Origin of the sequence: Dyella japonica, from assembly GCF_040545895.1 — a bacterium.
Lineage (GTDB): Bacteria > Pseudomonadota > Gammaproteobacteria > Xanthomonadales > Rhodanobacteraceae > Dyella > Dyella japonica_D.
In genome coordinates, this window is the sequence record NZ_JBEPMU010000002.1 from 52,023 (window position 1) to 74,451 (window position 22,429).

The following is a 22,429-nucleotide window of genomic DNA, read 5'->3' on the forward strand; positions in this document are numbered from 1 at the left end:
ATCCGCAGATCAGGTGGCCGACACGGCGGCGCGGGAAACGGGTTGATGCGCCATCGCGAGCAGTCGCGCGGCAATGTGTTCGAGCGGAAGCTTTTCGCTGGCCGCGCCCAGCTTCCAGGCAGCGCCGGGCATGCCCCACACCACCGAGGTTTCTTCGTCCTGCACCAGCGTATGCGCACCGCCCTGCTGCAGTTCGAGCAGGCCGCGCGCACCGTCGTCGCCCATGCCGGTAAGCAATGCCGCGATGGCGGACTTGCCCACGCTGGCCGCCATGGAACGGAACAGCACGTCCACGCTGGGCTTGTGGCGATTCACCGGCGGACCGTTGTGCAGGCGGCACACGTACTTGGCGCCGTCCCACATCACCAGCAGGTGCTGGCTGCCTGGCGCGATGTAGGCGTGGCCCACCTGGATCGGCTGGCCATCCTGCGCCTCGCACACGCGCATGGCGGAACATGTATCCATGCGCGCTGCGAACGCACCGCTGAAAGCGGCAGGAATATGCTGGGTGATGACGATCGGCGGCGCATCCGGCGGCATCGCCTCCAGCACCACGCGAATGGCTTCGGTGCCGCCGGTGGACGCACCGATGGCGATGATGGGCATGCCACCGCGCGTGCCGGCGCTCTGCGCACGCGGCAGCACCGCGTCGGCGGTGAGGCGCGGCGGCACGTCGATCTTGCGAACCGCGGTGCGCTGGCGCGGACGGGCCAGCGCGGCCAGTTTCACCTTGGCGCAGATTTCCTGCGCACCTTCGGCGAAGGTGCTGGCCAGGTCGTTGCTCGGCTTGGTGAAGAAATCCACCGCGCCCAGTTCCAAGGCGCGCAGTGTCACTTCCGCGCCTTCCTGGGTGAGCGAGGACACCATCACCACCGGCATCGGACGCAGGCGCATCAGGTTCTCGAGGAAGGTGATGCCGTCCATGCGCGGCATTTCCACGTCGAGCGTGAGTACGTCGGGATTGAGCTGCTTGATCTTCTCGCGCGCAATCAGCGGATCGGCGGCGGTACCCACCACCTCGATGCCCGGATCGCACGAAAGCATGGTCGACAGCAGCTTCCGCACCAGCGCGGAATCGTCGACAACCAGGACACGTACTCTTTCCATCGCGTATTCGTCTCGCCTTCGTGGTGCGGTGCAGGTGCATGACCCGCGTCCGCCGGCCCGTGTCGGCGCCAGATGCCTGCCAGAGGAAACCGTCGTGACGCAGCGTGCGTCAGAACAGCTCCACCTCTCCCTTTATCGGATCGTTTGCCAATCGCTTGAGATATTGACGCTCGCCGTCCACCAGCACGGTGTCGGTGCGGCCACGCAGCTGGCGCACGCGCGCCTTGCCGGTGGCGGGGAAAAACTGCACGTGGCGCGGATGCACGTCGCCGAGATCCTCCGCCGCCACTTCCAGCCGCTCGGCCTCCAGGTAGCGCCGCACGAAGGCGATGTTGCGCTGGCCGATGTCGGTCATGGTGGCCAGCACGCGGCCGCCGCCGAACACCTTCACCATCAGGTTCGCGCGCTGCCCACCCGCCTTGAGGATGGCGTTGATCAGCTGCTCCATCGCGTCGTTGCCATAGCGCGCGGCGCGGCCCACCGTGTCGACCCAGCCGCCGCGCTCACCATTGACCGGCTCGGGCAGCATGAAATGGTTCATGCCGCCGATGCAGCGCACCGGGTCGAAGATGCAGGCCGACACGCACGAACCAAGCACCGTCGAAATCATTTCCTGCTGCGCGCTCACATAGAACTCGCCGGGCAACACCTTCACCGTCATGCACGACTGCGTCGGGTCCCAGAAACGGCGCAGGTGTTCGAACCCAGGCAACACGCGCGCCGGATCGTACCCAGTCCCGGTGGGGACCTTTACTGCCACACCATTCATGCACTGCGTTTCCGGTAGACCGTGCGTCCGATCAGGTCAAAGCTGTCGTTGAGTCCGTACATGGACTCGGAATGTCCGAGGAACAGATAGCCGCCATCCGGCAGCAGACCGGCGTAGCGCTGGAACAACCGCTGCTTGGTCGGCTTGTCGAAATAGATGACCACGTTGCGGCAGAAGATCGCGTCGAACGGGCCTTGCATCGGCCAGTCGTGCAACAGGTTCAGCGGCAGGATGCTCACCAGTTCGCGCAAGCGCGGGTTCACGCAGACGTAGTCGGCGTAGTCGCCTTCGCCACGCAGGAACCAGCGACGTCGACGCTCCACGCTCACGCCTTCCAGACGCTCGAGCGCATACACGCCCTTGCGTGCCGTTTCCAGCGCCTGCGGCGACAGATCGGTGGCGAGGATCTTCGCGTCCATCTGCTGCGCGCCGTGCTTTTCCAGCGCTTCGGCCAGCACCATGGCAAGCGTGTACGGCTCCTCGCCCGTGGCGCAGCCGGCCGACCAGATGCGCAGCCGGCCGCCGTGTTTCTTCTCGGCGATCCAGCGCGGCAGCAACTCGTCGGTGAGCAGCTCGAAGTGATGCACTTCGCGAAAGAACGCCGTGACGTTGGTGCTGATCGCGCTGGCCAGCTCGCCCAGTTCCTGCTGTGGATCGCGCCGCAGCAGTTCGCAATAAGCCTGGAAATCGCGCAGCTTCAGCGCACGCAGTCGACGCAGCAGGCGCCCCTGCACCAGCTGCCGCTTGTGTTCGCCGAGCGAGATGCCGCATTGCTCGTACACGAACGTGCGCAGGAATTCGAACTCGGCATTGCCCAGCAACGGGCCGCCCACGGCCGCCACGCCACCGTTGTTGTCCATCGTGGCAGCCGTGGTCATGCTCAGAATTCCTTCCAGGAACCAGCGTCGGTTGCTTCGACGCGCGCAACACGCGGTGCCGGCGCGTGGGAGCTGCGCACGGCGGCGAACACGGCTTCGGCCTCGGCCATCACCGACTGCGAACGCGCCTTCTCGGTCGCCACGTCCGCACCGCCTTCGCCGAGCTGGAAGAAGCCCACCTGGCGAGCGAGTTCACCGGCCTGCTCCTGCATGGCGCGGGCAGCGGCAGCGGCCTCTTCCACCAGCGCGGCGTTCTGCTGGGTCATTTCGTCCATCTGCAGCACGGCGTGGTTCACCTGGTCGATGCCGGCGGACTGTTCCTGCGAGGCCGCGGCAATCTCGGCCACGATGTCGGTGACCTTCTTCACGCTGTCCACGATGTCGGCCAGCGCCTTGCCGGACTGGTCCACCAGCGACGAACCCACGCGCACCTTCTCCGCGCTGTCGTTGATGAGGCCCTTGATCTCCTTGGCCGCACCCGCGCTGCGCTGGGCGAGGTTGCGCACTTCGGTGGCCACCACGGCGAAGCCGCGGCCCTGTTCGCCGGCACGCGCCGCTTCCACGGCTGCGTTGAGCGCGAGCAGGTTGGTCTGGAAGGCGATCTCGTCGATCAGGCTGACGATGTCGGAAATCTTGCGGCTGGAATCGTTGATCTCGCGCATCGCGGAGCTGGCCTGGGCGGCCACTTCGCCGCCGTGCTCGGCCTGGCGGCGCGTGGCGCTGGCAAGCTGGTTGGCGTGGCTGGCGTTCTCGGCGTTCTGCTTCACGGTGGAGGTCATTTCCTCCATCGACGAGGCGGTTTCTTCCAGGCTCGATGCCTGTTCCTGCGTGCGCTGGCTGAGGTCGTCGTTGCCGCGTGCGATCTGCTGCGCGGCCGAACTCACCGAGCCCGCGCCGTGGCGCACTTCGCCCACGATGGAGCTGAGGCGCTCGTCCATGGTGCGCAGCGCATCGAGCAGCTCGCCCAGCTCATCCTTGCGGGTGCTGGCAATGCTGTGGCCGAGCTTGCCGCCGGCGATGGCGTGGGCCACCTTCACGGCCTGGCCCAGCGTGTTGAGGATGGAGCGCATCAGCAGCAGCGCCATGATACCGGCGACCAACAGGCCGAAGATCAGCGCCGCAATGCTCACGGTACGCACGAGGTGGTAACGGCTCACCTGCGAGTCGTAGATCGCCTTGGCGTCGGCGCGCTGTGCGTCGACCAGCTTGGCCAGCGCGTCCTGGCGTTCCATCATCAGCGGGCGAACCTGCATTTCCAGCAGTTCGGAGGCGCCGGTGTCGGCCTGCTTCAGTGCATCGACCAGCGAATCCTTGGCGTCCTTGTAATCGGCGTCGGTGGAACGCCATGCGTCGAACTGCTTCTTCACCGCGGCGCTCATCGGGATGGCTTCAAACTGCTTCTTGAAGGCATCGATTTCCGTCTGCATTTTTTCGTAGTCGGCCAGCTTGGCCTTCACCTGGTCGGCCTTGCTGACCAGCGAGCTGGCCTCGCCGAGCAGGATGAAGGACATCTGCGAACGCTGCGAAATCTGCGAGATCAGCTGGGCGGGAACGATCTCTTCGTCATAGATCTTGCCCATGCCGTCGTTCTGCTGCTGCATCGAGCCGATGCCGATGACGGCACCGGCGATCAGCATCAGACCAAGCAGGCCAAGCACCGCGCGCATGCGGTTCTTGACGGAGAGTTCGGGGGCTTTCAGTGCGAACTTCTTCATGATGATGATTCCACTTTCTGCGTAGGTCGTTCAGGCCACGGCTTTGACATCGGAGGCAGCCGGCAGCGCCGCCTCAAGCATTTGTGCGTCATGGGGCTGCAGCAGCTTGTCCACGTCCAGCAGCAGCACCATGCGCTCGCCGGCGGCGGTCAACCCCTTGAGGTATTCGGTGTCCACGGTGGTGCCCATGTCGGGCACCGGGCGAATGGCGTCCGCCGTCACGTCGAGCACATCGGACACGGCGTCCACCACCACGCCGAAGTTGCGACCGGCCACGGTGATGATCACGGTGACGGTGGTGGTGCCATACGCCTCGCGTTCCAGGCCGAAGCGCAGACGCATGTCGATGACGGGCACGATGGCGCCGCGCAGGTTGAGCACGCCCAGCACGTAATGCGGCGCCTGCGGGATACGCGTCACCGGCGTCCAGCCGCGGATTTCCCGCACCGCCAGAATGTCGATGCCGTATTCCTCGTGGGCGAGGTTGACGGTGAGGTACTGCGACTGGAGCGCCTCGCTCCGGGTGTTATCGGACATGTTCGCCTCGTGGTCGGGGCCGCGTGCGAGGCCCCCTATCGGGTTCTGGATCGGCGGTGACGGGGGAAACTTGAGCGAAATGCACGTTTCCGGCATTTCGGCGGCCACCGGCGCGGTTCGGCGGCCCGATGGCCTCAGAACTCGCTCCAGCCACCGCTCGCGGCAGCCGCCGGCCGGGTTGCCGGAACACGCGACGACGCGTGCAACGGGCGCATGGACGGTTTCGGTGTCGATGCCTGCAGGCGGAAGAAGCGCACTTGCACTTCCAGCTCATCGGCCTGCTCCTGCATGGCGCGCGCAGCGGCAGCAGCCTCTTCCACCAGCGCCGCGTTCTGCTGGGTCACCTCGTCCATCTGCATCACGGCGCGGTTCACCTGGTCGATGCTCGAGGACTGCTCCTGCGACGCAGCCGCAATCTCGGCCACGATGTCGGTGACGCGCTTGACGCTGTCGACGATGCCGGTGAGCACCTGACCCGATTCGGCCACCAGCGTGGAACCGGCCTGCACCTTCTCCACCGTGTCGCCGATCAGCGCCTTGATTTCCTTCGCCGCCGACGCGCTGCGCTGCGCGAGGTTGCGCACTTCGCCGGCGACGACGGCAAAACCACGGCCCTGCTCGCCCGCACGCGCCGCTTCCACCGCGGCATTGAGCGCAAGCAGGTTGGTCTGGAAGGCGATCTCGTCGATGAGCTGCACGATGTCGGTGATCTGGCGGCTGGCGCCTTCGATTTCGTGCATGGCATGGCTGGTGCGCGTGGCCACTTCGCCACCGCGTTCGGCCTGCGTGCGGGCGCTGCGGGCGAGTTGGTCGGCATGGCTGGCGTTGTCCGCGCTCTGGCGCACGATGGAGGTCATCTCCTCCATCGAGGCCGCGGTTTCTTCCAGGCTCGACGCCTGTTCCTGCGTGCGATGCGAGAGATCGTCATTGCCGCGCGAGATCTGCTGTGCCGCCGTCGACACCACCTGCGACCCTTGCTGCACCTCGCGCACGATCTCGATCAGCTTGGACCGCATGCGCTGCAGGGCGTCGAGCATGCTGCCGGGTGCAAACGCCTGCGTGCCGTCACCCGTGACGAGGTCGCCATCGGCAATGCGCGCGGCCATGGCCAGCGCAAACGCCGGCTCGCCGCCGATGCTGCAACGGATGCTGCGCATCGACTGCCACACGGCACCGATCACCAGCAGGCCCACCAGTCCGGCTTCCAGCAGGCTCACCAGCAAGGCGTGTCGAAACTGTTCATTGATGTCGACGAAGTAGGCACCCGTGCCGATATGCATGTCCCACGGCTGGAACCATGCGCTATAGGTGATCTTGGGTTCGATCTTCTTGTCCGGCGGCATGGGCCACGAGTATTGCGTGATGCCCGAACCCTGCGCGCGATCCACCGCCGCGATCATCTGCCACAACGGCTTGCCGTCCGGGTCCTTGTCCTCGCGCACGTTCTTGCCTTCCTTCTCTGGGAAGATGGGATGCAGGTGCATGACAAAGTTGGAATCGAACGCAAAGACGTAACCGGAGCCCTGGCCCCAGCGCATCGTGCGGATGATCTCGAACGCGCGGTGCTTCGCCTCTTCCTCACTGAATTCGCCCGCCTTGGCGCGATCGTGGAAGCTCTGCGCCACGGCGGTGGCGGTGGCGACGTGGTCCTGCAATGCATGCACGCGCGCGGCCATCTGCAGGCGACGGCTGTCGATGGCCGAGAGCACGGTAAGCGTCATCAGCCCCGCCACCACAAAGGCAATGACGAGCCACACCTTGGCCGCCAGGCTCAGGCGATCGATGAACTTCAACGGAGACTTCATGAAAATAAAACCTTCAGAATGAAAGGGACGGCGCTGCGATGGCCGTGATTCATTCCCTGCACTGCCATGACGCAGGCCGCTCGCCTGCGCGCCGCGACTTCCTGTCGTGGCTGTTGTCGATGTTGCTGGCGGCGCCCCTGGAATCCTTCGCCGCCAGAACATCCTGTCGACGACGGACAACGTCGCCGACCGTGTGTGTTTTCGCTAGAACTCGGTCCAGCCGGCGTTGGCCGATGCAAGCTGCGGCGTCGCCACCGAGCGTGCGGGCTGCCGCGCAGCAACTGCGGGACGCGTCACGTCATGAGCTTCGCCCTGCAGCCGGAAGTAGCGGATCTGGCGCTCCAGCTCGTCGGCCTGCTCCTGCATGGCGCGTGCAGCAGCGGCGGCTTCTTCCACCAGCGCCGCGTTCTGCTGGGTCACTTCGTCCATCTGCATCACGGCGCGATTCACCTGGTCGATGCCCGAGGATTGTTCCTGCGAGGCAGCCGCGATCTCGGCCACGATGTCGGTCACGCGCTTGACGCTGTCGACGATGCCGGTGAGCACCTGACCCGATTCGGCCACCAGCGTGGAACCGGCCTGCACCTTCTCCACCGTGTCGCCGATCAGCGCCTTGATTTCCTTCGCCGCCGACGCGCTGCGCTGCGCGAGGTTGCGCACTTCGCCCGCGACGACGGCGAAACCGCGGCCCTGCTCGCCCGCACGCGCCGCTTCCACCGCCGCATTGAGTGCAAGCAGGTTGGTCTGGAAGGCGATCTCGTCGATCAGCTGCACGATGTCGGTGATCTGCCGGCTGGCGCCTTCGATCTCGCGCATGGCGTGGCTGGTGCGCGTGGCCACTTCGCCACCGCGTTCGGCCTGTGCGCGGGCACTGCGGGCGAGCTGATCGGCATGGCCTGCGTTGTCGGCACTCTGGCGCACGATGGAGGTCATCTCCTCCATCGATGCGGCGGTTTCTTCCAGGCTCGAGGCCTGTTCCTGCGTGCGATGGGAGAGATCGTCGTTGCCGCGCGAGATCTGCTGCGCGGCCGTCGATACCACCTGCGAGCCTTGCTGCACTTCGCGCACGATGCCCACCAGTTTGGTGCGCATGCGTTCAAGCGCGTCGAGCATGCTGTCCGGCGAGAAGCGAAGCTCATCGTGGCCAGCCAGGTCACCATCGGCGATGCGCGCGGCCATGGCCAGCGCAAACGCCGGCTCGCCGCCGATGCTGCGACGGATGCTGCGCATCGACTGCCACACCACGCCGATCACCAGCAGACCCACGAGGCTGGCTTCCAGCAGGCTCACCATCAGCGCGTGGCGAAACTGCGCGTTGATGTCGACGAAGTACGCGCCTGATGCCACGTGCAGATCCCACGGCTTGTACCAGGTGGTGTACGTGATCTTGTGCTCGTCCTGCTTGCCGCCGGGCATCGGCCACATGTACTCGGTGGCGCCGAAGCCATCGCGCTGGTCGGCCTCCATCATGTGGCGATACATGTAAGTGCCCTGGCTGTCCGCCTCGTCGCGAATGCTCATGCCCACGCGCTTGGGCATGATGGGATGCATGCGCATGATGAAGTTCGAGTCGAACGCGAACACGTAGCCGGCGCCCTTATTCCAACGCAGCGCCGCGACCGCCGCCAGCGCCTGCTTCTTCGCTTCCTCGTCGCTGAGCTGGCCGGCCGCGGCACGCGCGTGATAGCTGTCGAGCAGTGAGATGGCGGTGTTCACTTCATCGCCCAGCGCGCTCACGCGCGCGGCCATCTGCAGGCGGCGACTGTCCAGCGCGGAGACGAAGGTGAGCGTGGCAAGCCCCGCCACCACGAAGGCAATCACCAGCCACACTTTGGCGGCCAGGCTCATTCGGTCGATGGTTGTCAGTGGAGATCTCATGGAACGCTGGCCTTCAGAATGAAAAGGGCGGAATGCCGGTGCCCGGGTTCATTCCCTGCACTGCTCTGACGCGGGCCGCAGCCCAGCGCGCCGCGGCTTCCTGTCGCGGCTTGAAGTGTCTTTCGTTGTTCTTGATCGTCATCCCTGCGAAAGCAGGGATCCAGTGACTTTCGCCAGTCTGCCTAAGGCGCTGGATCCCAGCTTTCGCTGGGATGACGATCTTGTGTGACCAGGAGTGATGTGCTCAGGCCGCCTTGCGGCGACCCTGCATGCGAACCAGGCCGGCGATGTCGACGATCAGCGCCACCGAGCCATCGGCAAGAATCGTCGCGCCCGACACACCTTGCACACGGCGATAGTTGGCTTCGAGCGATTTCACCACCGCCTGTTGCTGACCGATCAGGCCATCGACGAACAAGCCCACGCGCGAACCGTCGCCTTCCACTACCACCATCAGGCCTTCATCGATGGCATGCACGGCGTTCTCACAGCCGAATGCATCGTGCAGGCGGATCACCGGCAGGTATTCGCCGCGGAAGCGGAACAGCTCGCCACCGCCCACCACGCTGCGCACTGCATCCGCCTTCAGCTGCACCGATTCCACGATGGACACCAGCGGCACGATGTAACGCTCCTCGCCCACCGCGGCGGTAAGGCCATCGATGATCGCCAGCGTCAGCGGCAAGGTGATGGTGAACACGCTGCCCTTGCCCTGCGTGCTGCGGATGGTGACGGTGCCGCCCAGATCGGACACGTTGCGGCGGACCACGTCCATGCCCACGCCACGACCGGAAAGATCGGTGGTGACGGCAGCGGTGGAGAAGCCCGGCTGGAAGATGAGTTCCGCCACGGCATCGTCGCTCATGCCTTCGCCAGTGCTGATGATGCCGCGCTGGATCGCCTTGGCCACGATGGCGTCGCGGTTGAGACCCGCGCCATCGTCGGACACTTCCACCACGATGTTGCCGCCGCGATGCGAAGCCTGCAGCGTGAGCGTGCCGGTATCGCCCTTGCCGGAAGCGCGACGCTTGTCGGGCGTTTCCAGGCCGTGGTCGATGGCATTGCGCACCAGGTGCACCATCGGGTCGCCGATCTTCTCCAGCACCGTCTTGTCCAGCTCGGTCTGTTCGCCGATCAGCTCCAGCTTCACCTGCTTGCCCAGCTTCTGGCTGATGTCGCGCACCATGCGCGGGAAGCGGTTGAACACGGATGCGATGGGCAGCATGCGAATGCCCATCACACTTTCCTGCAACTCGCGCGTGTGGCGCGCGAGCTGGGCCAGCCCTTGTTCGAGCACGGCCAGGCGCGAGGCATCGATGTCGCCTTCGCGGAAGGTGTCGAGCATGGACTGGGTAATCACCAGCTCGCCCACCAGGTTGATCAGTCCATCGATCTTGTCGATCGATACGCGCACCGAGCTGGATTCGGCACTGGTCTCGCGCTGTGCACGCGCAGCGCCGGCATCGGCCACCGTGGGCGCTGCCGACGGCGCAGCGACTGGTGCTGCCGGCGCGGCGGCCACCTCGGCCACCACGTGCTTCGCCTCGATCGCCAGATCGCATTCGCCTTCGACCCAGTCGAACACGCCGGTGATGTCGGCGCGCTTCACCGGGCCGGTCAGTTCGATGGTCCAGCCGACATGGCACTCCGTCGGTTCCAGCGCAGCGAAGGCCGGCAACTTGTCGAACTCGGGCGTGACCTGCAGCTTGCCGAGCCCGGCCAGTTCGCGGATCAGGCGCAACGGCTCGTTGCCGCCCGCGAGCATGCCCGCATGCGGACGGAAGCGGATGGTCCAGGCATCGGCCTGGTCCACGTCGCGACGCGCCTGCACGGCAGTGGCCGGCACGCCGCGTCCCATCGCGGCGGCCAGTTCGTTGCGCAGCCCTTCGGCCACGGCATCGTTGAGCGCCTCGCCGGCCTGTGCGCGGGCAAACATGCCGCGCAGGCAATCCACCGTGCGCAGCAGCAGTTCGATGATGGCGCCGTCGATGGCGCGCTTGCCGCTGCGCACTTCATCGAGCAGCGACTCGGCCTCGTGGGTGAACGAGGACATCTCCGGAAAACCGAAGGTGGCCGCACCACCCTTGATGGAATGCGCGGCGCGGAAGATGGTGTGCACCAGCTCCGCGTCGCCGCCTTCGTCCAGCGCGAGCAGCGACGACTCCATCGTGTCGAGTCCTTCCAGACTCTCTTCGATGAACACCTGTTGGAACTGCGCCAGACCGGCCTTGCTCATGGGGATCTCTACTTTTCGGGAATAGCTATAGCTACGCGCTGCCCTATCCGTCATCCCCGCGAAGGCGGGGATCCAGCGTCTTCAGCTCTCGCCGTGAAAAAGGCGCTGGATGACCGGCCCTTCGGCCGTTGAATAGCGCCTCCCGCCTGCGCGGGAATGACGATCAAGGGCATCAACCCAGTACGCGCTTGACGGTAGCCAGCAACTGCTCGGGATCGAACGGCTTCACCAGCCAGCCGGTTGCGCCGGCCGCCTTGCCTTCCATCTTCTTGTCCGTATGCGACTCGGTGGTCAGCATCAGGATGGGCACGCCCTTGTAGGCAGGCAGCGTGCGCAGTTCGCGCACCATGCTGATGCCGTCCATCACGGGCATGTTCACGTCCGCCAGCACCAGGTCGAAGTTGCCGCCCTTGGCCGCATCGAGCGCCAACTGGCCGTTCTCCGCCTCGCTCACATCGTGGCCGGCGTTGCGCAAGGTGAAAGCCACCATGCCGCGCATCGAAGCCGAATCGTCAACCGCAAGAATCTTCGCCATCTTCCACCTCAGTTTCAGGCCGGCATGGTTGCCGGCAATTCCAGAGCCTGTGCGAGGCCGAGCACGCCGGCCGCGTCACGCATCACTTCGCTCACACCCAGCCACGTGGGCGACTGGCCGCGTGCCGTCGCCTCGCGACGGAACGCCACCAGCAGCTGCAGCGCAGCGGTATCCACGCGCTCCACGCCTGCGCCATCGAGTTGCGCGCCGGGAGCGTCGAACGCTTCGATCAGTTCGGCCTTCACGTCGGCCACGCTGCCGAGCCGGAAGTCGGCGGGCAGCGCGATTACGCGCGCCTCACTCCTGGCATCACCCGTTCTCTTGCTGCCCATCGCGCTGATCCTCTGCCCCAACGAAGGGCGTCTACGGGTGGTTTATCGGCCATGCCGTTGTTCGCTTTAGCGATCTTTGTCCCTGTCGGGGCGATCCGGTCCGCGCAAAATGGCCCTCAAGTTTTCCAAAAGGCCGCCGATGCCTAGGGCACGGACGGGCGCGCGCTGCGTTTCGTTCGCAAGGAGCTACGATTGATCATCCAACCCACCAGCCTCGCAGCCCTCGCCTGGGCTGGCGCTGCCTCCGGCAGTGCCGCCGAGAGCTGGCGTATCGGTACCGTGTTGTCCGCGCGCCCGCTGGGGATCAATCAGGACGGCATGATGGTGTTGCAGATCGGTGCGCTCGCGGTGGAAACCGAAGCACCGAGTGGCCAGCAGCTGCCTTCGCAGTTCCAGGTGCGCGTGCTGACGCTGGGCGCGCAGCCGCAACTGGAAGTGATCATGCCGAAGATGCCCGAGCCGGCCACCCAGCTGGCCATGCGCGAACGCCTGCCGCAGCAGAACGGCTACGCGCCGCTGCTCGCCACGCTCGATGCGCTGGCGCAGCGCCCGGCCCTGCGCCAGTTGCCGGCCTACCTGCGCCCCGCGCTAGCGCTGCTGGAACACGTGGTGCGCACGCCGGCCGAAATCACGCGCGGCGAAGGCCTGGAAGAAGCGATCAAGCGCAGCGGCCTGTTCCTCGAAGCCCAGCTCGCGCAACCCCATCTCGACATGGCCGGCCTGAGCCAGGAAGACTGGAAGGGCGCGCTGCTGCGCCTGGCCAGCCTGCTCGACGACTACCTGCCTGCGCGACGCGCCACCAGCTCCACCAGCGAAACGCCGCCGCCGCTGCAACAACGTGGCCTGCAGGCGCAGCCGCGCGCCATGCTGCCGGTGTCGCTGCTGGACGACGACGTCGACGCCCTGCTCAATCAATTGCATGGCGAAGTACATGCAGCGCTGGCGCGCGTGGAAGTGGCGCAGCTCGAAGCAACCACCGCGTCCGCCTGGATGATCGAAATTCCGCTGCAGGGCGAAGACGGCCGCGACATCCTGCAGATCCAGCTGCAGCAGAACACCGAAAGCGACACGGGTTCGTCGTGGACGTTCGGTTTCGCCATCGACCTGCCGGCGCTGGGCCCCATCCAGGGCGAGCTGCAATTGCGCGACCTGCGCCTTGCGGTGCGTCTGTGGGCCGAACGCTCGGACACGGTGCATCGGCTGGAGCAACAGTTCGGCGCATTGCGTCACGCGCTGTCGGCCACGGGCCTGATCCTCGACCAATTGTCGTGCCAGCAAGGCTTGCCGCATTCAACCAGCCAGCACAGCGCGATCCTGCTGAGGACGACGGCATGAGCAACGCCCTTCCTCCGGCACGCCGTCGCGTGACCTTGCGTCTTTCCGGCGGCCCGAACGATGCGGCGGCGACACCGGTCAGTCTTCCGCCGGAATCGCTGGAAACGCTGCTTGCACGCGCACGCGCGCTGGGCATTCCGCTGCACCACGATCCACAGATGGCCGCCCTGCTCGCCTCGTTGCGCCTGCGGCAGGAAGTGCCTGCCACGCTGTATGCCGCTGCTGCCGCAGTGATGGCCTGCATCTACGACGCGGCCGACGCGCAGCACTGAGCGCAGGTTCCTGCGAAGCGTGAATAGGCCCACGCGACGTGCGTGGAAACGCGACGCACTCTTCATGTTTCGTCGGCAAAAGTGATCCGCCACAGACAGGATCACCCATGGCCCGTTCCAGCAAATCCGCCGTTCCGCCGGCGCAGCGGCAACACGCGCTGATCGAACGCCGCAACACCAAGATGGCCCGCTCGGCGCACGCCTATGTGCGCGGCAACACGGCGCAGTTCTACGAATGGCTGGATTCGCGCGCGGCGCCGCATCTTCCCGACGGACCCGCCATCTGGATCTGCGGCGACTGCCATATCGGCAACATCGGACCGGTGGCCGACGAGCAGGGCAAGCTGCATATCCAGATCCGCGATTTCGACCAGAGCGTGATCGGCAACCCCGCGCATGACCTGGTGCGCCTGGCGCTCTCGCTCGCCATGGCGGCACGCGGCTCGGACCTTCCCGGCATCACCACCGCCAACATGATGGAGGCGATGCTCGACGGTTACGAATCCGCGTTCCCGGAAACGGATGATCCCGAACCGGGCATGCCAGGCGCCATCAAACTGGTGATGAAGCAGGCCGCGCGGCGCAGCTGGAAATCGCTGGCCAACGAACGCACGAATGGCGCCGCGCTGGAGCTGCCGCTGGGCAAGGAGTTCTGGCCCATCCTCGCGAAAGAGCGCAAGGCCATCCAGGCGATATTCCGCCAACCCGAACTGGATGCGCTCGCCAAGCAATGGCGGCAGCGCGATCCCACCGGCGAGGTGAACGTGCTGGATGCCGCGTACTGGCGCAAGGGTTGCAGTTCGCTCGGCAAGCTGCGCTACGCCGCACTGCTGGACGTGGATGGCAATGCGGTGGAAGGCGATGACCTTTGCCTGATCGACATCAAGGAAGCCGCCGCGCCCATCGCACCGCGTGCGAAACATGCGCGCATGCCGCGCGATCCCGCGCAGCGCGCGGTGCTCGCGGCGCAACACCTTTCACCGGCGCTGGGCAATCGCATGAAACCGGCGCGACTGCTCGACAAGTCCGTCTTCGTGCGGGAATTGTTGCCGCAGGATCTGAAGATCGACATCGCGCGCCTGCGCCGCAAGCAGGCACGCCGCGTCGCGGCCTTCCTCGCCCACGTGGTGGGATACGCTCATTCGCGCCAGATGGATGCCGCCACGCGCACCTCATGGTGCCGCGAGCTGCAACGCAATCATTCGCGCACGCTCGATGCGCCGTCATGGCTGTGGTCCGCCGTCACCGGCTTGCTGTCGATGCACGAGCGCGACTATCTCGATCATTGCCGACGCTACGTCGGCGGCAAGGCATGACGTCGCGGGAAACTCAGAGCGAGATCGTTGCGGACAACATCGCCGAGTTGCCTTCCGTGCGGTTCTTCACGTCGAATTCGTGCAGATAGCGCAACGAAAACTCCACCTGTCCGCCCTGCCATTTCTTCAAATAATTCACCATCGGCCCCAACGCCAGCGAGTGACCCTTGAAGCCATTGAGCCGATCGGCGACGGGGCCGGAGTCGTCCTCCAGCTGATAGATCCAGCCACCCACGCCGCCGATGCCCCAACCGGTGGGAAAGCGTTTCATCAACAGCGTGTCGATGCGGAACACCGCGCCATTCTGGTAATCGGTGGCGTTGTCCCTGGTGTAGAAATCCACCGCCGTGGTGGTGCTCCACTCCAGCGAGCCCTTGTCGAACAGCTGCGTGTAACCCACCGTGGGCGAGAAGGTCCACGTGTTGAGGCTGGTGTTGGCCAGGTCGCCCTTGGTGTAGTCGCCGGTGGGCGCATAGATGTACAGCGCCAGCGACATGTGCTGCGTCTGGCTGAAGTGGTGGCTGGCGATCACCGGCACGAACGTCATGTCGTAGAGACCCGTGGCGCTGTCGCTTTTGCCGCCGCTGAAAGCCCCGAGGCGCGCGTTGACGTTCACGTTTACATAGGCAATGGGAACAATGACCATCGAGGCGAAGTTCCACGACGACGGCTTGGTGTTCCAGATGTACAAGCCCGCCGCATTGAACAACTGGAACTCCGCCTTGATGCCGAGCGCCGTGCCGCCACCGGTGATGGGCACCTGCTTGCTGCCACCGATGTCGCCGCTGTAGTACGCGTAGGCCAGGCTCCAGCTCCAGCCGGGTGTGGGAGGAATCAGCCCGGAATACGACGCGGCCTGCAGGCCGGTGATGGAACGCCCCACCGCGCCTTCCGTCGCAAACGCGGGCGCGGCCACGACGGCAGCAAGCAGGATGGCAACGGATACGAATCGTTTCATGGCGTCACGCAGGCAGGTCGATGGGCGGGGCAGCACGACCGTTTCAGCCGTGATGACGAGCCTCAGCGTGGCCGCGCGATCGATGGCGGACAAGCGAAAATCCACGTAACCGAACTAGGTAGAAATACGGGGGAAAATACCGTCGATGCGAGGCTCGCGCCGCGCTGGAATCGCGCGTCGATGCGCAGCCGCCGTGCGCGATGCGGATTCCGACCATCCGTTCACGCACTGATCGGCGGCGACCTTCCCGGCACATCGGGAAGACTGCCGCCTTCCGGAAAACGTGCGATCGCCTGCTGCGCGGCCTGTTCGAGCGAATTGACGATCTCGTTGACTTCGGCGTTGACGGGCAGCGGTGTGTCCGTGGTGGCCAGGGGCTCGGGAAAGCACACGCCGACGATGCACGCCTGCGGTATGCGGCTGTGCGCCAGTGTCACCGCATCGTCGAAGGCGCCGCGTTCCTTGGTGGGATCGGTGCTCACCACGTACACCATGGATACGGCGTTCGGTGTCAGCTCCGGATGTTGCTGGGCGTCGAAGGCCAGGAAATCTTCCACCGAAAGATGACGCGCATCGATGTGCAGGTCGCGCAGGATGCGCGTGAGCAGTTCGGTGGCGAGGTCGTTGGCGACGGAGCCCAGGCCGATGCAAAGCACCACCGAACACGGTTGCACGGCGAGCGGTCCCTGCCAGCGGCCGAAGGCGTCTTCGCGATGCTGGCGCAGGCTGCGGCCGATGCTCACGCTCTCCAGCACCGAGGTGCGACGACGCCAGCGCGTCCATTTGCTTTCATGGCTGTCGAGTGTTTCCACCACGGTCACGATGGCGCGCTTGACCAACATCTGTTGCTCGCTGCTGATGGCGCCGCCGGCAAGATCGATGCGGGCCAATTGCAAGGCCGGCAGCAGCACGCCGTCGCAGTACGCCGCAAAACTCTTGCGCTTGAGGAAGTCGCGCGCCTCGCTGAGGATTTCGCCCGCATCGCCCGACAAGGCACGTTGGTACACGCGCTGCGGTATGGTGAGCGCAGGCGTGTCGCCGAGCAGGATGTTGAGCAGGTCGAGCGCCTTCACGTGACGGCCGGCGACCACCAGGCACAGCGTGAGCGGCGTGGACATGAGCAGGCCGATCGGTCCCCACAGCCCGCTCCAGAAGATCGCGGCAACGACGACGGCCAGCGGCGAGAGCCCCGTCGTATGTCCGTAGAGAAACGGCTCGATCAATTGCGACACGATGATCTCCACCACCAGGTAGAGCACCACCGTCATCAGCAACAACGACCAGCCCGGCGCCACCGCCGCGGCGAACAGGCTCACCACCGCGGCCACCAGCCACACGCCCACGTAAGGCACGAAACGCATGGCGGCGGTGAGCAGGCCCCACAGCAGCGCGCTGGGCACGCCGATGACGGTGAGGCCCAGCCAGATCGCCACGCCCACGCCAAAGTTCACCGAGAAGGTGGAGATGAAGAAGCGCGAAAGCCGCTCGCCCGCGTCGTTGATCGCAGCCGTGGTCGCGCGCAGATCCGCGCCGCCTGCGAGACGGATGAAGCGATCGCGCAGCGACTCGTGTTCCAGCAGCACGAAGATCAGCACCACCAGCACGATGCCTGCCGTTTCCAGCGGCACCCAGGCCGTGGACAGCACGCGCGTGATCACGCCCACTGGTGCCGACGTCGACTTGGTTGCCGCTTGTGCGGGTTTGGGCGCAACGGGCGCATTGGTCAGGTAAGGCGGCGTCCCGAACGATGCTGCCGTGCCTGCGGAAGCAGGCGCCGTGCCCTGCCCGGATTCATCGATGACCTTGCCCAGCTCGCCCTGCAGCATGTCCAGCCGCCCCAGCGTTTCCGCGCGCAGCGACTGCACCTTGGTGTGGATGGTGGCTTCGTATTGCGGCAGGCTGCGCGCCACGTGCACCACCTGCGAACCGAGCATGCCCGTCATGCCGGTGACGACGACCACCAGCGCCACCACCGCAATCATCACCGATGCGCCATGGCCGAAACCGATGCGGCGATACAGGCGCACCCAAGGCGCCATCAACAGGCTGAGGAACAACGCCAGGATGATCGGCACCAGCACTTCGCGCCCGAAGTACAGCAAAGCCAGCACGCACGCCAGCGCGATGATGACCATCGCGCGCTGGCTCGCCGACGCGGCAGGCAAAGTGGGGTCTTGCGACGACATGGACACGCTCCTCTCCACCGCAGCCGGGCCCGGGCCCCATGATGTCGCCCGGATGCTGCAAGGATAGCGTTGCCCGTCGCCGATAGGTCAGGCCGCTTCGCTTTCCAGCGGCAGGCGGCACAAACGGCGCACGTCCAGCAGCGCCACGAAACTGCCTTGCGAGGGCAACACGCCGTGCACGGGATCATCCTCGCGCGAGGTGCCGCCCGGCAGCGGCGGTGCGATGTCGGCGGCGCTGGCTTCGAGCAGATCGCCGATGGCGTCCACGCGGATGCCGACCAGGTGCGGGCCATGCGAGAGCATCACCTGGCGTACCTGGAACGGGTCCACGCGCTTTTCGTCGGGCAGCCCCAGGCGACGGCGGCCATCGAGCACCGGCACGATGCGACCGCGCAGATGACGAATGCCCAGCACGTCGGATGCCGAACCCGGCACGGGCGTCAGCTCGCCATCGCGCAGCACTTCGCTCACCTGCGTGAGCGGCGCGGCGTACAGCTGCCCGCCAATGCGGAAGGACAGCCAGTGATCGACGTTCTGGGATTGTTTCATGGCAGCGACTCCTCTGCGGTGACCTTGGTCTGCACGACGGACTTGCAAATCACGGGCCATGCTCCGGCGCGGCCACGTGGGCCGATCCCACGGTGATGGCGCCCGCGGCGACGTTGGGCAAAGTGGCGCGTGGCGTCACTTCCGGCCTGGATTCGCCATCCGCCTGCGCGGCGCGCCCGGGCCTGGCGAGGATCACCTTGTTCACCGGCACCTCGTCGACCGGCCGCGAGGCCACCACTTCCACCGTGGGCACCGATGCACCGGGCTTGGCGGAGGACACTTCCACCGGCGCAGCCGCCGGTGCGACGGAGGTGGCCGACGCCGGGCTCTGGTTTTCCGCCGTGAGCTGGCCGGCGCCCGGCGCGCTGTTCTCCAGGCGCTTGGGTTCACCTTCTTCGCTGAGCACCACGATCAGCACGCGGCGATTGTGGTTGCGGCCGTCTTCGGTGGCGTTGTCTGCACTGGGGTGGAATTCGCCCCAGCCCATGATGCCCAGCCGCGTGGGGTCCACGCCCTGCTCGCTGAACAGGCGCGCCACGCTCGCCGCGCGGGCCGCGGACAGTTCCCAGTTGGAGGGATACAGCGCGGTGTTGATCGGGCGATCGTCGGTGTAGCCCTCGATGCGCACGGGATTGGGAAACGGCTTGAGGATCGAGGCCATGCTGTTGAGCACCTCGTTCGCCTCCGGCGAGAGCCGCGCGACGCCGCTGGGGAAAAGAATGTCGGTGCGCAGTTCCACTTCCAGCCACGAAGTGGTCTTGCGCACGATCACCATCTGCTTGTCGATCAGCGGCTGTAGCGCCTTCACCACCTGGTCGCGGATCACTTCCAGGTTGCGCTTCTCGTTCATCGGCGAGGCGGCGCGCACGTCCATCGCGCGCACCATTTGCGGGCGACCTGGAATGGGCACGTTCACCGGCACGGTGGCGCCGCCCGGCTGGCTGGCCGGCGAGGCAATGGCGGGATCGACGTTGTGTGGCTGCACGCGCGTCTGCGGCATCGGCGCAATCACGTGGCTGGAGCCATTGAATGCCTCGATGATGGAGTTGGACATCACGCGGTACTTGCCTTCGTTCACCACCGACACCGCGTACATCACCACGAAGAAGGCGAGCAGCAGCGTCATCAGGTCGGCATAGGGAATCGCCCATGCCTCATGGTTCACGTGATCCTCGTGGTGCTTTTTCTTCCTGGCCACGACGTTGCGCTCCGCTTACCCCAGGTAACCCTGGAGCTTGGCCTCGATCTGGCGAGGGTTGGCACCCTCGGCGATGGAGACGAGTCCTTCGATCAGGATTTCGCGCATCTGCGTCTGCTTGTGGATCAGCGCCTTCAGTCGCGCGGCCATCGGCAGCATCCACAGGTTGGCCAGCGCCACGCCGTAGATGGTGGCGACGAACGCGGCAGCGATACCGTGGCCGAGCTTGCTCGGGTCGGCGAGGTTCTGCATCACCGCCATCAAGCCCATCACGGCGCCGATGATGCCCATGGTCGGCGAGAAGATGCCGGCGTTCTCGAACACTTTGGCGCCGGCAAGATCGTGGTGCTCGCGCGCGCCCACTTCCACTTCCAGCACGCCGCGAATGGCCTCGGGCTCGCTGCCGTCCACCAGCAGTTGCAGGCCCTTGCGCACGAAGGTGTCGCTTTCCGAATCGATCTGCGGCTCCAGGCCCAGCAGGCCCTGGCGGCGGGAGATTTCGCTCCAGCCCACGATGCGGCTGATCAGGTCGGACGGCTGATGCTGCGGCGGCTTGTACACCAGCGGAAACAGCGACATCGCGTGCTTGAGCACCTTGCCGGAGTTCTGCACCAGCAGCGCGGCGATGGTGCCCATGAACACGATCACGAAAGCCGCCGGATTCCACAGCGCTTCCACGCTGGAACCCTTGAGGATGGTGCCGACGATCACGACCACGAAGGCCAGGATCGTGCCGATGAGACTAACCAGATCCATGTCAGCTGCTCACTCGGAGAGAGGGAAGGAGTTGTCCGTCGCTGCCGGAAAGACCGGCAAGATCCATCACCAGCGCAAGACGGCCGTCGCCGGTCACGGTGGCGCCTGCCACGGCAGGCACGCCCTCGAACAGAGGCCCAAGCGGTTTCACCATCACGTCTTCGCGACCAAGCACTTCATGCACCAGGCAACCCAGTCGCATGTGGCCGATATGCAGCACCACCACATGGCGTCCCGGCGCACCTTCCACGCCGATCCAGCCACCGAGGTCGGCCAACGCGAGCGCACGGCCGCGATGCGATGCCACGGCACGTCCGTCGAGTTGTTGCTGCTGACCGGCCGCCAGTTCGAAGACTTCGTCCACATTGCTCAGCGGCAAGGCGAGCAGACGCGCGCCCACGCGCACCATCAGCACGCGCTGGATCGCCAGCGTCAGCGGCACGGCCAGTTCCAGCGTGCTGCCACGGCCAAGCTGCGAGCGCACCGACAAGGTGCCGCCCAGCTCCACCACGCGCGTCTTCACCACGTCCATGCCCACGCCGCGACCGGAGATGTCGGAGACGGTGGCCGCCGTGCTGAAGCCGGGGCGGAAGATGATTTCGTAGCACTCGTTCTCGGTGAGGCGCGATGCCTGCGCCTCGTCCATCAAGCCTTTTTCCACTGCCTTGCGACGCAGGACTTCCGGATTCATGCCGCGCCCGTCGTCGGACACGGTGATGACGATGCGCTCGCCGCGCTGGCTTGCGCCCAGCGTCACCTTGCCCTTGCGCGGCTTGCCGGCGCGTTCGCGTTCCTCCGGCATTTCCAGGCCGTGGTCGAGCGCGTTGCGGATCAAATGCACCATCGGATCGGCAAGCGCTTCGACCAGGCTGCGATCGAGATCGGTGCCCTCGCCTTCCTGCACCAGTTCCACATCCTTGCCGAGCTGGCGCGACAGATCGCGCACGATGCGCGGGAAGCGCTGGAACAGACGGCCCACCGGCTGCATGCGCATGCCGAGCACGGCGTTCTGCAAGGCATCGGCCACGCGGTCAAGTTCGGTGGCGGCCAGGTCCAGCGTTTCGTCGCCCGTTTTCGCCGCCAGGCTCAACAGGCGATTGCGCACCAGCACCAGTTCACCGGCACGATGCACCAACGCGTCGAGACGCGCGATGTCCACGCGCACAGTGTTTTCCGGCGCGGGCACCGCCTGCTTGGCGGGCGCGGCAGGCGCAGCGACGGGCGCAGGTGCAGGCGCGGATGCCATCGCACCCGGCGCGCTGCCCTTGCCGTGGAGATTGTCCAGCAGCGATTCGAACTCGTCGTCCGAGATCGTGCCGGAAGCGGTCGAAGGCGCGGGCGCGCTTTCCGCCGCACCCGGCGTACCGCCCTTGCCGTGCAGGTTGTCCAGCAAGGCTTCGAATTCGTCGTCGGAAATGCTGCCCGATTCGGAGGAAGCCGCCGGTGCACCGGGCGCGCCGCCCGTGCCGTACAGGCTGTCGAGCAGGGCTTCGAATTCCGAATCGTCGATGCTGCCGTCGCTCGGCGGCGGCGCGACAGGTGGCGCGACCGGTTTGGGTTTCGGCACCGGAGCCGCAGCCGCACCCGGCGTCAGCCGTTGCAGGAGGCTCGGTGGCGGCATGGCCATCGCATCGCCACTGGCCAACGCGGCCATCATGTCGTTGAGCAGATCCAGGGCTTCGAGCAACGCATCCATGCGCTCGGCATCGAGCAACAACTGCCCGTTGCGCGCCACGTTGAGCAGATCCTCGGCGTGATGGCACAGCTGCACCATCGGCTCGATGGCCAGAAAACCCGCGCCGCCCTTCACCGTGTGGAACGCACGGAACACGGCGTTCAACAGGTCGGCGTCGCGCGGCGAGGTTTCCAGCCCGATCAACTGCTCACCCAGGCGCTGCACCAGTTCCCCGGCTTCCACCAGGAAATCGTTGCGCAGCTCGGCGTCCAGCGTGGGATCCATCTTAGGGCGCGCCCCATGTCTTCCCGTCACCCACGCCGGGAGCTGTTTGCCCGTCAGCCGAGGAAGAACGAAGGAATGTATGTCGATACATGACTGAGTGATGACGA

At 65.8% G+C, this 22,429-nt stretch carries 19 protein-coding genes; 3 read left to right on the plus strand and 16 right to left on the minus strand.

Annotation, left to right across the window (positions count from 1 at the left end):
- Positions 1-9 precede the first annotated feature (9 nt).
- The 10 genes from ABIC75_RS06965 to ABIC75_RS07010 form a co-directional block, all read right to left on the minus strand.
- Positions 10-1,107 (minus strand): protein-glutamate methylesterase/protein-glutamine glutaminase, encoded by a 1,098-nt coding sequence (locus ABIC75_RS06965; RefSeq protein ID WP_354013129.1) that lies wholly within the window; start codon positions 1,105-1,107, stop codon positions 10-12.
- Between the two features lie 109 nt (positions 1,108-1,216).
- Positions 1,217-1,876, minus strand: a complete 660-nt coding sequence (gene cheD / locus ABIC75_RS06970) for a chemoreceptor glutamine deamidase CheD (RefSeq protein WP_354013130.1) — start codon at positions 1,874-1,876, stop codon at positions 1,217-1,219.
- Entirely contained in the window at positions 1,873-2,754 is an 882-nt protein-coding gene (locus ABIC75_RS06975) for a CheR family methyltransferase (protein ID WP_354013131.1), read from the minus strand. Before ABIC75_RS06975 ends, cheD begins: the two co-directional genes overlap by 4 nt.
- Positions 2,755-2,756: 2 nt before the next feature.
- Positions 2,757-4,469, minus strand: a complete 1,713-nt coding sequence (locus ABIC75_RS06980) for a methyl-accepting chemotaxis protein (RefSeq protein WP_354013132.1) — start codon at positions 4,467-4,469, stop codon at positions 2,757-2,759.
- Positions 4,470-4,499: 30 nt separating this feature from the next.
- A complete protein-coding gene (locus tag ABIC75_RS06985) occupies positions 4,500-5,006 on the minus strand; it encodes a chemotaxis protein CheW (protein WP_354013133.1) in 507 nt (168 codons plus the stop codon).
- Between the two features lie 134 nt (positions 5,007-5,140).
- Positions 5,141-6,811, minus strand: coding sequence for a methyl-accepting chemotaxis protein (locus ABIC75_RS06990; protein WP_354013134.1), 1,671 nt, complete (start codon positions 6,809-6,811; stop codon positions 5,141-5,143).
- A 204-nt stretch (positions 6,812-7,015) separates the two neighbouring features.
- Positions 7,016-8,689 carry a methyl-accepting chemotaxis protein gene (locus tag ABIC75_RS06995; RefSeq protein ID WP_354013135.1) on the minus strand — a complete coding sequence of 558 codons (1,674 nt, stop codon included), beginning with the start codon at positions 8,687-8,689 and terminating at the stop codon, positions 7,016-7,018.
- A 244-nt stretch (positions 8,690-8,933) separates the two neighbouring features.
- Positions 8,934-10,925 (minus strand): chemotaxis protein CheA, encoded by a 1,992-nt coding sequence (locus ABIC75_RS07000; RefSeq protein ID WP_354013136.1) that lies wholly within the window; start codon positions 10,923-10,925, stop codon positions 8,934-8,936.
- A gap of 172 nt (positions 10,926-11,097) precedes the next feature.
- Entirely contained in the window at positions 11,098-11,460 is a 363-nt protein-coding gene (locus ABIC75_RS07005; protein WP_354013137.1) for a response regulator, read from the minus strand.
- A gap of 14 nt (positions 11,461-11,474) precedes the next feature.
- A complete protein-coding gene (locus ABIC75_RS07010) occupies positions 11,475-11,792 on the minus strand; it encodes an STAS domain-containing protein (protein ID WP_354013138.1) in 318 nt (105 codons plus the stop codon).
- 192 nt (positions 11,793-11,984) lie between these two features.
- Between ABIC75_RS07010 and ABIC75_RS07015 the strand changes: the two genes are divergently transcribed.
- The 3 genes from ABIC75_RS07015 to ABIC75_RS07025 all read left to right on the plus strand — a co-directional run bounded on the left by ABIC75_RS07015 (position 11,985) and on the right by ABIC75_RS07025 (position 14,715).
- Positions 11,985-13,127 carry a flagellar hook-length control protein FliK gene (locus ABIC75_RS07015; protein WP_354013139.1) on the plus strand — a complete coding sequence of 381 codons (1,143 nt, stop codon included), beginning with the start codon at positions 11,985-11,987 and terminating at the stop codon, positions 13,125-13,127.
- Positions 13,124-13,399, plus strand: coding sequence for an EscU/YscU/HrcU family type III secretion system export apparatus switch protein (locus ABIC75_RS07020; RefSeq protein ID WP_354013140.1), 276 nt, complete (start codon positions 13,124-13,126; stop codon positions 13,397-13,399). Before ABIC75_RS07015 ends, ABIC75_RS07020 begins: the two co-directional genes overlap by 4 nt.
- A gap of 107 nt (positions 13,400-13,506) precedes the next feature.
- Complete coding sequence (locus ABIC75_RS07025; protein ID WP_354013141.1) at positions 13,507-14,715, plus strand: DUF2252 family protein; 1,209 nt, start codon at positions 13,507-13,509, stop codon at positions 14,713-14,715.
- 13 nt (positions 14,716-14,728) lie between these two features.
- Here ABIC75_RS07025 and ABIC75_RS07030 read toward each other — a convergent pair whose 3' ends face one another.
- The 6 genes from ABIC75_RS07030 to ABIC75_RS07055 form a co-directional block, all read right to left on the minus strand.
- Positions 14,729-15,766, minus strand: coding sequence for a SphA family protein (locus tag ABIC75_RS07030; protein ID WP_354013142.1), 1,038 nt, complete (start codon positions 15,764-15,766; stop codon positions 14,729-14,731).
- Positions 15,767-15,894: 128 nt separating this feature from the next.
- Positions 15,895-17,859 (minus strand): AI-2E family transporter, encoded by a 1,965-nt coding sequence (locus ABIC75_RS07035; protein WP_354013143.1) that lies wholly within the window; start codon positions 17,857-17,859, stop codon positions 15,895-15,897.
- Positions 17,860-17,946: 87 nt separating this feature from the next.
- Entirely contained in the window at positions 17,947-18,408 is a 462-nt protein-coding gene (locus ABIC75_RS07040) for a chemotaxis protein CheW (RefSeq protein WP_354013144.1), read from the minus strand.
- 49 nt (positions 18,409-18,457) lie between these two features.
- Entirely contained in the window at positions 18,458-19,606 is a 1,149-nt protein-coding gene (gene motD, locus ABIC75_RS07045) for a flagellar motor protein MotD (RefSeq protein ID WP_354013145.1), read from the minus strand.
- A 15-nt stretch (positions 19,607-19,621) separates the two neighbouring features.
- The gene (locus tag ABIC75_RS07050; RefSeq protein ID WP_354013146.1) at positions 19,622-20,362 is read right to left on the minus strand and encodes a flagellar motor protein; all 741 of its coding nucleotides are present in this window, start codon (positions 20,360-20,362) and stop codon (positions 19,622-19,624) included.
- 1 nt (position 20,363) lies between these two features.
- Positions 20,364-22,322: a chemotaxis protein CheA gene (locus ABIC75_RS07055; RefSeq protein ID WP_354013147.1), complete on the minus strand. Its 1,959-nt coding sequence runs from the start codon at positions 22,320-22,322 to the stop codon at positions 20,364-20,366.
- Positions 22,323-22,429: the final 107 nt, after the last annotated feature.